This is a genomic window from Lelliottia sp. RD5, assembly GCF_056032945.1.
This window is the reverse complement of record NZ_JBVYHQ010000005.1, coordinates 303,826-313,907: the sequence shown is the minus strand read 5'-3', so window position 1 is coordinate 313,907 and position 10,082 is coordinate 303,826. Positions and strand designations below refer to the sequence as shown.

At 54.6% G+C, this 10,082-nt stretch carries 11 protein-coding genes; 5 read left to right on the top strand and 6 right to left on the bottom strand.

The annotated features are described in order from the left end of the window. Window positions 1-220: 220 nt before the first annotated feature. From foxA to AC0LWE_RS17135, 3 genes are all read right to left on the bottom strand, one after another. Window positions 221-2,329: a ferrioxamine B receptor FoxA gene (gene foxA, locus AC0LWE_RS17145; protein ID WP_219347089.1), complete on the bottom strand. Its 2,109-nt coding sequence runs from the start codon at window positions 2,327-2,329 to the stop codon at window positions 221-223. A gap of 121 nt (window positions 2,330-2,450) precedes the next feature. Then, window positions 2,451-3,425: a helix-turn-helix transcriptional regulator gene (locus tag AC0LWE_RS17140; protein ID WP_219347090.1), complete on the bottom strand. Its 975-nt coding sequence runs from the start codon at window positions 3,423-3,425 to the stop codon at window positions 2,451-2,453. Window positions 3,426-3,511: 86 nt separating this feature from the next. Next, window positions 3,512-4,633 carry a ribosomal protein uL16 3-hydroxylase gene (locus tag AC0LWE_RS17135; RefSeq protein ID WP_219347091.1) on the bottom strand — a complete coding sequence of 374 codons (1,122 nt, stop codon included), beginning with the start codon at window positions 4,631-4,633 and terminating at the stop codon, window positions 3,512-3,514. A gap of 204 nt (window positions 4,634-4,837) precedes the next feature. On the opposite strand from AC0LWE_RS17135, the gene AC0LWE_RS17130 reads away from it, so the two are divergent. Further along, window positions 4,838-5,134 (top strand): SH3 domain-containing protein, encoded by a 297-nt coding sequence (locus AC0LWE_RS17130; RefSeq protein ID WP_131487315.1) that lies wholly within the window; start codon window positions 4,838-4,840, stop codon window positions 5,132-5,134. Window positions 5,135-5,164: 30 nt separating this feature from the next. Here the strand turns inward: AC0LWE_RS17130 and AC0LWE_RS17125 are convergent, their stop codons facing one another. Together AC0LWE_RS17125 and AC0LWE_RS17120 are read right to left on the bottom strand one after the other, a co-directional pair. Beyond that, complete coding sequence (locus AC0LWE_RS17125; RefSeq protein WP_059180032.1) at window positions 5,165-5,770, bottom strand: ATP-dependent Clp protease proteolytic subunit; 606 nt, start codon at window positions 5,768-5,770, stop codon at window positions 5,165-5,167. Between the two features lie 64 nt (window positions 5,771-5,834). Continuing rightward, on the bottom strand, window positions 5,835-6,605 hold the full coding sequence (locus AC0LWE_RS17120; RefSeq protein WP_202694449.1) for a DeoR/GlpR family DNA-binding transcription regulator: 771 nt from the start codon (window positions 6,603-6,605) through the stop codon (window positions 5,835-5,837). Window positions 6,606-6,690: 85 nt separating this feature from the next. Here AC0LWE_RS17120 and AC0LWE_RS17115 point away from each other — a divergent pair, with 85 nt between their 5' ends. The 4 genes from AC0LWE_RS17115 (at window position 6,691) to trpS (ending at window position 9,305) form a co-directional block, all read left to right on the top strand. Further along, window positions 6,691-6,858 (top strand): hypothetical protein, encoded by a 168-nt coding sequence (locus tag AC0LWE_RS17115; RefSeq protein ID WP_202667974.1) that lies wholly within the window; start codon window positions 6,691-6,693, stop codon window positions 6,856-6,858. A 2-nt stretch (window positions 6,859-6,860) separates the two neighbouring features. Next, the gene (locus AC0LWE_RS17110) at window positions 6,861-7,247 is read left to right on the top strand and encodes a VOC family protein (protein ID WP_174342644.1); all 387 of its coding nucleotides are present in this window, start codon (window positions 6,861-6,863) and stop codon (window positions 7,245-7,247) included. A 43-nt stretch (window positions 7,248-7,290) separates the two neighbouring features. Next, complete coding sequence (locus AC0LWE_RS17105) at window positions 7,291-8,103, top strand: GNAT family N-acetyltransferase (RefSeq protein ID WP_202667975.1); 813 nt, start codon at window positions 7,291-7,293, stop codon at window positions 8,101-8,103. 197 nt (window positions 8,104-8,300) lie between these two features. Further along, window positions 8,301-9,305: a tryptophan--tRNA ligase gene (gene trpS / locus AC0LWE_RS17100; RefSeq protein ID WP_059180028.1), complete on the top strand. Its 1,005-nt coding sequence runs from the start codon at window positions 8,301-8,303 to the stop codon at window positions 9,303-9,305. Between the two features lie 19 nt (window positions 9,306-9,324). Here the strand turns inward: trpS and AC0LWE_RS17095 are convergent, their stop codons facing one another. Beyond that, on the bottom strand, window positions 9,325-9,864 hold the full coding sequence (locus AC0LWE_RS17095; RefSeq protein WP_059180027.1) for a helix-turn-helix transcriptional regulator: 540 nt from the start codon (window positions 9,862-9,864) through the stop codon (window positions 9,325-9,327). Between the last annotated feature and the right edge of the window lie 218 nt (window positions 9,865-10,082).

The following is a 10,082-nucleotide window of genomic DNA, read 5'->3' as shown; positions in this document are numbered from 1 at the left end:
CGATAGCCCCCTTAACACGTTCACCGTTTCAGGAACCACAGAGAAGAACGTGTCTGGAAGTGAACGGAATAACCTCCTGAGCAACATGCTCCCCCTCACCCCAGCCCTCTCCCTAAATGGAGAGTGAGTACAATGTGCAACCATCTCCTCAGCCTGTAAAGGGCAGGAACCCAGCTCTGAGGCCCGGCAGACGCAACGCCACCGGGCAACAGCTAACAAATCAGAACTTCCACGACACGCTGCCGACAATGCTGCGCTCGGCACCAAAGTAGCAATATGAGAGCGAGTTACACGCCGCCACGTAGCTTTCGTCGGTCAGGTTATTGACGTTAAGCTGCGCGCTCACACCCGTCAGCCCGACCTTCGACAGATCGTAGCCCACCGCCATATCCACCAGCGTATAAGACGGCAACGTATGGGTGTTTTGGCGATCGCTGGTCACGCCGTTCACGTAACGCACGCCGGAACCGATCGTCAGGCCGTCCAGCGGACCGGTTTTGACATCGTAGCTCAGCCACGCGCTTGCCATATTGCGTGGGGCGTAAACCGCGCGTTTACCCTCTTCCTCTGGGCTGCTTTTCTTGTAACGAATATCGGTGTAGGTATACGCCGCCTGCATGCGAAGGCTATCAGTAAGCTGACCAACCGCCTCAAGTTCTACGCCTTCGGATTCGATTTCGCCGATAGAACGATACGGATCGGTCGGCTCCTCTTTCGTGGCGATATTTTTCTGGTTGATGCGGAAGACGGATGCGCTGAACTGACTGTTCATTCCTTCCGGCTCATATTTCACACCCGCTTCCCACTGCTTGCCTTTCATTGGGTCCAGAATTTGGCCATTCTCATCGGCAAAACTGGTCGGCGTAAACGCGGTGGAATAGCTGATGTACGGCGCAACGCCATTATCAAAGAGGTATAACAACGCCGCACGACTGCTGAAGTTATTCTTATCCAGATCGCTGCGGGTATTATTCAGCTTATCAATATTCGAGACGCTCACCTGGTCATAACGCCCGCCGAGCGTCAAACGCCAGCGATCGATGGACATCTGATCCTGCAGGTAATAGCCGGTCTGACGCAGCTTATGTTTTTCCTGGCCGTACATCGTGATGTAGTCTGGCTTCGCGCCGTACACCGGATGGAACGCATCAATTGCCGGGAAGCCACCGTAGTAGCCGGTGGTATTGTTGCTACGATCCTGATAATCCATGCCGATCAGCACGCGGTGATTGACCGCCCAGGTATCAAAGCTGCCGTCGACCTGATTATCCAGCGTGATGGCATTCATTTTCTCGTCGGAACCGGAATAACCACGGTTAAGCTCAGTGTCATTCAGCCAGCCTGCGGCATACACCTGATTCAGCTCAACTTTGGTGTGCAGATAACGCAGTTTCTGACGCACAGACCAGCCGTTATCGAACATGTGTTCAATGTTGTAGCCCACCATGTTCTCGCGGCGATCGTATTTGTCGTAATCGTCCTCGCCTTCAAAGAACGTATTGGAAATTTTCTTGCCGTTACGGGAAACAACCGTACCGTCATAGGGTAAACCGGAGTGGCTGCCGCCTTCAGGATCGCGGTGCAGATAGGCCATCAGATCGAGACGCGTGTTATCGGTGATGCGCCAGGTCAGGCTTGGCATCAGCGCGTAGCGTTCTTCTTTCAGCGGATCGAACTGCGAATCGGCATAACGCGTCATGCCGCTCAGGCGTACTGCCACGCGGTCGTTGTCGTCCAGCGGGCCGGTAACGTCGAACATCGCGCCGCGCTGGTCGTTATTGCCGGCGAACAGTTTGATCTCACCGCCCGGATCGAACGACGGTTTGCGTGAGGTGAGCGCGACAATGCCGCCCGGCGATGAACGGCCATACAGCACCGAGGCCGGACCGCGCACCACTTCAATATTTTCCAGGAACCAGGGGTCAACCACCAGCGAGCTGTGGGAGTTGGTGTCGCCCATCATTTTTAGGCCGTCGAGATAGATGTTATCGAGGCTACCGTCGGAAAAACCGCGCAGTACGATGTAATCAAAACGATTCGACGCGCCAATCTGATTGCTGTAAACGCCCGGCGTGTAGCTCACCGCCTGACGCACACTGGTCGCGCCCTGCTCTTCAAACTGTTCGCGCGTGACAATCGACACCGCCTGCGGCGTTTCGATATCCGGCGTTTCGAGTTTGGTCGCGCCACTTTGCATTTGCGAAGTGACCACAACGGTTTCGGTTTTTTGAGCATCCTGCGCCAGCAAAGGGAACGCAACGCTCCCGGTAACGCACCCTATCAGCAAGGCCAGCCGTGAATGAGCGAACATGAAAATCTCCAAAGGCATTTCTAATTGTTAATAAGAATTATTACCTTTTTGAGATCGCAAACAGCTATGCGCACCGCCAGGTTACGTATGCGCAATGACAAACCGCACGCGATGCATTCGCGCGAAAGGGGAAAGTGCGTTAGCCGCGCTGGCGGAAATCACTGGGGGAGATGCCGTAGCGACGGCGAAACGCGGTAGAAAAATTGGTGGCGTGCTGATAGCCAGACATCCACGCCGCCTGCTGAACGCTGTGGCCTTCAAGCAGATAACGGCGCGCCAGTTCAAGACGGCAGTCACGCAGATAGTCAAATACCGTGCAGCCATACGCCTGGCGGAATTTACTGCGCAGGCTGCTCGGGCTCATCGCCGCCTGAGCAGCCAGATGTGCAAGCGTGAACTCCTGTTCCGGTGACTGTTCCAGCATATGCCGGATATGTTCCAGACGCGCGCGTTCGCCGGCCATCGGCATTGCGCGACAACTCACCTGCTGCTGACGCTGATGCAAACCGTGACCGAGCAACTGATACATCAGCCCTTCCAGCAGCAGCTTGCGCGATAGCGCACTTAAACTACGCTGCTGCGCATGCTGCATACCCGTCAGCACAAATCCCGGCACCTGCCAGACAAACGTCGGCGCATGCAGACACTGCCATTCCTGAAGCAGCGATTCCAGCAAACTCTCGCGCTGGGCATCGTTTGGATAGACGCCAAAAGAGAGCGTTTTCAATGTGCTATCGGCGTCGTGGCGTGCGCTCATTACCTGCTGCTCGCTTAAACACGAACTGAACGCCATCCCGGATCGCACCTGATATTCTTCGCCGTTCAGCGTCAACGTGACGCACCCTTCCAGCACCACCAGCATATACAGCGGGCTGCTGTGGCGGGAGGTGGTTTCATAGGGCTGAAGCACGCGCACATCAGAATGGGTTAACGAAATACCGGAGGAAAGAGTCATCTCTTCGACGTCGCCATGCAGCACCGGGCTGTTTTGGCTAGCCACATCGTTGAGGCGCGGAAAGTGATAATCAATGCCGTAGCGCTCGCCAAAACCGATAAAGTCCTCCACGCAAAACAGGCGCTTATTTGACGGATATGACGGCGAGGCAAGATTCATAGTGATGTTTGCGTAAACGGGAGACGGAGAAACCTTATCATTGCGACGGCGCAAAGGCTACGCCGTCGCCTATTTAGCGGAGCGGCTTACTCGTCGAAATACCAGTAACCCTGGTTAATCAGACTGGTCAGTTCGTCGATAAACGCCGGATTTTGCAGTGCGTCACCCAGTTCAGCCTGGCCAAACTCGGTGTAACGACACAGCACGTCGGCGGCTTTCGCATCTACAGTTTCGAGCTGTTCACTGTTGATAAAGAAGCTGTCTCCGATGTTCAGCACACGCAGGCCGCTCAGACGGCTCAGCGTTTCACCGCCCATCAACGCGTCCAGCACCTCTTCTGGCTCATATGCCGGTTCCGCCGCGGCGATATCCAGCTCGTGGCGCGGCGTAGAGACAAAGCTCCCGAACCATTTTTTGAAATCGTCCGGCTGGCTGATCATCTCGATCATCATGCTGCGCAGGCGATCGAGTTCGTACTGTTCAATGCGGCCAGGATGCGCGCGACAGGTCAGATCCGGATCGCTGTAGTGCTCGCCACCCAGATCGTTTTCCAGCGCGTAATCCGCAAAGCTGCTGATCAGATCGCGACCGTTCGGCCCACGGAAACCAACGGAATAGTTCAGCGCAGTTTCATGGGTAAAGCCGTCGTGCGGGAATCCAGGTGGAATATACAGAATATCGCCCGGTTCCAAATCTTCATCAACGATCGGTGTGAAAGGATCGACGTGCAGCAATGCCGGATGCGGGCAGAACTGACGCATCGGCAGCTTGTCACCCACGCGCCAGCGACGGCTCCCCATCCCCTGAATGATAAACACATCGTATTGATCGATATGCGGACCCACGCCGCCGCCCGGTACGGAATAAGAGATCATCAGATCGTCAAGACGCCAGTCTGGCAGTACGCGGAACGGACGCACCAGCTCGGCGGAGGGCATATGCCAGTGATTCACCGCCTGCGCCAGCAGCGACCAGTCGGTTTCACCGAGGCCATCGAAATGCTCGAACGGGCCGTTGCTGGCCTGCCATTGATTGTTGAAATGGGTCACCAGACGGCTATCCACCTCGGGCTCCATCGCCAGCCCTGCCAGCTCATCTGGCGTGATCGGATCGATAAAATTCGGGAAAGCATTTTTCAGCAAAACGGGTTGTTTTTGCCAGTATTTTTCGAGGAATTCTGGCCAGTTGAGATTCAGTTGATACGCCATGGAAAGCACCAGTGAGATGAGAGACAGGCGCAATTATGAAAGAGCCGACGTTGGGCTGCCTTGTCGTGGGTCAAGTGGCCGCGAAAAGCGCATCTTCAGCCATTCGGATGACACACCGTGACAGTTTCATTCTTTATCGTGAGCGCCTGATTCACTGCGACTTATATCGTTAATTAATAAGAGAGTGTTTTGATGAGGTCAGATATGCGCCCCTTCACCGAACTGCCAGTCACCGGCAACGTGCAAACCCTGATGAGCGTGTATGCGCGCAAAGAAAGTCCGTCGATTTTCTCGCCTGTCGCGCGTGAGCTGCTCGCAGGAAGTCAGGTGGGTGTTCAGGGAGCGGTCGTGGGTGACGCGGTGGAAGGCAATGCGCACTGGTATCGCATCGACGAGGATGTCTATATTTGGGCGGGGGCATGTACACCGCTCGATCCTTATCCAGCCTTTCCAGAAAATACCAGAACGAACTGGATGGCCGTGGTGTTTGAGGTGCGTTAGCGCCCGAACCGTGGGCGCTAACGGGAGCGATTAATCCAGCTTTAAATCATCATAATGTGTGATGATTTTGCCCACGATGCCGTAGTCCAGCGCCTCCGCAGGGGACATCCAGAAGTTACGGTCGGTGTCTTTTTTCACTTTTTCCAGCGGCTGTCCGGTCGCGTCAGAAATCAGTTTGTTTACGCGCTCCAGCATGCGGATGATTTCGCGGGCTTCGATTTCAATATCCGTCGCCTGACCGCGCACGCCGCCCAGCGGCTGGTGGATCATAAAGCGGGTATTCGGCAGCGCGTAACGATGCTCTTTTTTCGCCGCCAGGAAAATAGTGATCCCCGCGCTCGCGACCCAGCCAGTACCGATGACGTGCACATCCGGACGAATAAATTTGATGAAGTCGTGGATGGTGTCGCCCGCTTCAACGTGGCCGCCCTGGCTGTTGATATAGAGCTTGATCGGATCGTTGCTGACGCTTTGCAGCAGGATCATCTGAGTAATCACTTTTTCAGCCAGCGTCTGGTCAATTTCGCCGGAAATAATAATCGAGCGTGACTCAAGCAGCTTTTGCTGCAAAGCGCCCGTGCCGTTTTTGCCTTCTGCTTTATCCGTGTTATCGCGATCTTTCTGTGAGTAGTGCATTGTTCTTATCCTCGGCTCTTAGCGCTCAAAATCAGAGTGTAGCCTGTTTTGCCTGTCAAAGTCCTCAGGCGCACACAATGCGAACATCCTGAGTCGCAAACGCGTCTAAAACCGCTTTATTCATACTCGCTTCGACGATCAGCACATCGATATCGCTGCTTTTCGCCACCACAAAGCGCGCCACGCCGGGGATTTTATCCGTCGTCAGCGCCACCAGCGTCTGACTGCTCTGTGCAATAACCATTTTCTTGAACTCACAGTCAGCAAAATCAAAGCCGGTCAGACCCGTTTCCGGATCCATCGCGCAGCCGCCAATAAAGGCCTGATCAAAAATAATGCCCTGGATCTGGCTCGCCGCCGTCGCGCACACCGTTCCGCCCGACGCACGCTGGATCTGTCCGCCGGTCATGATCACGTCGCACTGCGGATGACGCAGCAGTTCCGCCGCAATCGCCGGAGAATTGGTCACGATCGTCACGCTAAGATCGGCAGGAATCGCCTTCGCCAGCGCGAGATTGGTCGTACCGGTGTCGATAAAAATACAACTCCCCGGCTTGATAAATGTTGCAGCTTTCTGCGCGATTGTGTCTTTTATTGCACTATTTTTCTGCTCACGACTAAAGAAATTTCCGGCATCCGGCAGCTGGAGCACCGCGCCGCCGTAGACTTTTTTGCAAATACCTTCTTTGCTAAGTTCATGTAAATCACGGCGAATCGTATGTTCCGACACCCTCATTTGCGTCGCCAGTTCGGCGCATACCACTCTGCCGTTCTCCTGAAGGATCGCGCGGATCCGATCTTGCCGTTGTTCCGGAAAAGCAGCATAATCGAGCATAATAAATCCTGTTAAAATCCAAATCGAGCATCAATGCGCATAATGTTGCATGACGCCCGGCCTGTCAATCCACGGGAGTTTCCGTATGAAACTGACTCATCAGCCTCCGCAAATTGTCGCCAGTAAGCCCAATGAGGGTTTCTGGTTTCAGCCCGTTCAGGCAGAACGATCGCGCGAGAAAGTAGCGCAGGAAGAGCTGCCCGCCCGCCAGGTCGATCGCCACTCAACGGTTAACAGCAGACAACGAGGATAAATATGAACATTGCACACGTCGCACTCTGGACCCGCCATCTGGACGCGCAGGTTAAGTTCTGGGAAACGGTTTTTGCCGGCCAGAGTAATGAACGTTACGTCAGCAAAAACCGCCCTGGGTTTGAATCGCATTTTATTACGCTAAGTGACGGCCCTACGATTGAGCTGATGGCGTTACCGGAACTTGCCGACGCGCCGTCGGCTGCGGAATATGTCGGCTGGGCGCATATTGCCATCAACGTCGGTGGCAAAGCGGACGTCGATCGGATGGCGGAAAACGCCCGTCAGAACGGCACGTTGTTGAGCGCCCCGCGCATGACTGGTGATGGCTATTATGAAGCGGTGATTGCGGACCCGGACGGCAACCGGATCGAGCTGGTTGGCGAGTAATCCGCTACACTGACTGTCCATCTATCACGCAGGGACAATCGCCATGGGACTGACCGCCGTTAGCGCGCTTCACTTCAGTTTTGCAGAACTTACCGACATTCTTGAGCGCTGCTTCGAGGACTATTTTGTGCCGGTATCGCTCACGCCAGACGCGTTTGCGCTGCGCTTTCGGGCAGAAGGAATGAGCGTGGAGGATTCCTGCGTATGGACGGTGGATGGCGAACCGGCGGCAATCGCCATTATTACGCGTCGCGCCAACGCTGCGCGGCTGGCGGCATTTGCGATTAGCCCTGCATTTCGCGGGAAGGGACTGGCAAAACCCATGCTCGCACCTCTGTTTGAGACACTAAAAACGCGCGGTGTTGAACGATTTTACCTGGAAGTGATTGCGGAAAACACCGCTGCCGTTGCGCTGTATCAGTCGTTGGGTTTTCGCATCACGCAGGGCTTAAAGGGCTTTAAAAGTGCCGAAACGCAGAATGCGCCCGTGGCAGAACTCTTTTCCACTCCACCCGATGCGCTGCTACGCGCCGTCTTTCGCGCACCGGCTGAGCCCACGCCCTGGCTGCTTGATCCCCAGATGCTGACCGTTCTTCCCAGCAAGGTTTTGACGGACAACGCCGGAACCTGGGCCGCTATCACCACGCAGACCCCTGCCCCGCAGCTGCGCTTTCTGTTTGTTGAGCCGGCGATGCGAGGCCAGGGTAATGCGCGGCGAATGCTCCAGGAACTTAATGCGCGCTATTCAGGTCTTTTTACCCCCGTTGCGGTGCCAGGTTGTCTCGCGCCTCTTTTCACTGGAAGTGGATATCTGCCAGCGTCGATGGCGCAGCATGAGATGATTTGGGACCTCTGAGCACCGCTTTACCCCTGCGCTCAGCCATGGTACGGTAATTTGATGAATACACATTTCAGCGTCAATCCAATCAACCGCTGGTGGCTGCCTTCTTAAAGGCGGCCCAAATGTGTTTTTCCCATTTCCAATAGCCGCCGAAAGGCGGTTTTTGCGTTTCTAAAGACTCCTTTCGGCTTTTAAAAATGAAGGAGTCATTTATGCACACCAAAACCACTATTCTGACCGGCGATCGTCCCACCGGCCCTTTGCATCTCGGCCATTTTGTGGGCTCGCTGCGCCAGCGCGTGGCACTGCAACACGACTATCAGCAGTATGTTCTGGTCGCCGACCTGCAGGGTCTGACCGATAACGGCAGCAATCCGCAAAAAATCCGCGACAACATTCCTGAAGTGCTGGCTGATTATCTGGCGGCAGGTATCGATCCCACACTCACCACGATCTGCCTGCAATCCGCCCTGCCCGCGCTCGCCGAGCTGACCGCGCTGTATATGAACATTGTCACCGTCGCCCGCGTGGAGCGTAACCCGACGGTGAAAAACGAGATCGCGCAGAAAGGTTTCGCCCGCTCGCTGCCGGTCGGTTTTCTGGTGTATCCCATCAGCCAGGCGGCAGATATCAGCGCGTTCAAGGCCGAAGTCGTGCCCGTTGGTGACGACCAGTTGCCAATGATCGAGCAAACCAATGAAATCGTCCATAAGATGAATAGCCTGCTGCCCGCGCCCGTGTTGCGCCACTGCAAAGCCATGCTGAGCGACACCAGCCGTCTGCCGGGTATCGACGGCAGCGCCAAAATGTCGAAATCACTCGGCAACACGCTGCTCCTTTCCGCCAGCGAAGAGAGCATTCACCGCGCGGTGAGCGCTATGTATACCGATCCGAAGCATTTGAAGGTCAGCGATCCGGGGCAAATTGACGGCAATGTGGTGTTCACTTATCTCGACGCGTTTCACCCGGACAAAGCCAAAGTGGCCGCGATGAAAGCGCATTATCAGCAGGGCGGACTGGGCGACAGAACATGTAAAAATGAGCTGGAAGAGTGCCTGCAGGAGCTGATTGCACCCATGCGCGAGCGACGCGCGACCTATATTCAGGATAAAGGAACGCTGATGTCCCTGCTAAAAAAAGGCAGCGAGCGCGCGCACGACATCACCCAGCAGACACTGCGTGAAGTGAAGCTGGGGCTGGGCGTGCCGGTGTTTTAGCGCCTTTCGTCAGGAGCAGTTAATGGGAACGTATCGCGGTATAAAGCGAACAGAGCTCCATCAGGCTTTTCGTTCCCGTGCGCTTCATCAAGCCATTGCGCTGAACGCTCACGGTAGTAGGGCTCACGCCGCGGATCCGCGCGATATCATCGAGTGAATGTCCGCGCAGAATCAATCTCATGATCTGCTGTTCAGCGTTGGTAAATTTAAAGGTATCAGGCAGATAGCCTGAACTTTGATTCTGCGCCGACAGCAGGCTCATCACCTTAAGCGCCTGACGCAGTTCTTCGACCGTCAGCTTTTCTGACAGGCATAGCTTCATGAGCCCCGGAAACAGGCGGTTAAGTGAATCAAAGTACCGCTCGGAGGTGATAAATATAGAACAGTGATCCGGCGGGGTGGTGAAGAACAGAGAATACATTTCCTGAATATCCATTCCCGACGTGACATACACACAGGGGGGATCGCCGTTTGGTCCTACGTGCTGCTCCCGACGCAGTTGCTTCAGTACTTTCTCTACTCCATAAATGAATAAATGATCTTTTCCATAGATAGTCATTTTGAGGCTCCAGAGGTCACGACACTTTTTTATTATTCCGCCAATTCGTTTAACGTTTGTTTAACTTCACTCCCTGCTAAACGCTCGATGTGTCTTTCACGGTAACTTATGCCGATAAGTTTACGGTATTTTTCCATCGGTGTGTTGCCATTTATCCAGGAATAAATTTACCACACACTGCCGATATATCTTAAACTCGGTATTATAAATAATAGTAA

Bases quoted from the DNA above. Each gene is read 5' to 3' on its own strand.
- foxA (WP_219347089.1), bottom strand. From the start codon at position 2,329: ATGCCTTTGGAGATTTTCATGTTCGCTCATTCACGGCTGGCCTTGCTG.
- AC0LWE_RS17110 (WP_174342644.1), top strand. From the start codon at position 6,861: ATGAACATTGCACACGTCGCACTCTGGACCCGCCATCTGGACGCGCAG.
- AC0LWE_RS17095 (WP_059180027.1), bottom strand. From the start codon at position 9,864: ATGACTATCTATGGAAAAGATCATTTATTCATTTATGGAGTAGAGAAA.
- AC0LWE_RS17120 (WP_202694449.1), bottom strand. From the start codon at position 6,605: ATGCTCGATTATGCTGCTTTTCCGGAACAACGGCAAGATCGGATCCGC.
- AC0LWE_RS17135 (WP_219347091.1), bottom strand. From the start codon at position 4,633: ATGGCGTATCAACTGAATCTCAACTGGCCAGAATTCCTCGAAAAATAC.
- AC0LWE_RS17125 (WP_059180032.1), bottom strand. From the start codon at position 5,770: ATGCACTACTCACAGAAAGATCGCGATAACACGGATAAAGCAGAAGGC.
- AC0LWE_RS17105 (WP_202667975.1), top strand. From the start codon at position 7,291: ATGGGACTGACCGCCGTTAGCGCGCTTCACTTCAGTTTTGCAGAACTT.
- AC0LWE_RS17115 (WP_202667974.1), top strand. From the start codon at position 6,691: ATGAAACTGACTCATCAGCCTCCGCAAATTGTCGCCAGTAAGCCCAAT.
- trpS (WP_059180028.1), top strand. From the start codon at position 8,301: ATGCACACCAAAACCACTATTCTGACCGGCGATCGTCCCACCGGCCCT.
- AC0LWE_RS17140 (WP_219347090.1), bottom strand. From the start codon at position 3,425: ATGAATCTTGCCTCGCCGTCATATCCGTCAAATAAGCGCCTGTTTTGC.
- AC0LWE_RS17130 (WP_131487315.1), top strand. From the start codon at position 4,838: ATGCGCCCCTTCACCGAACTGCCAGTCACCGGCAACGTGCAAACCCTG.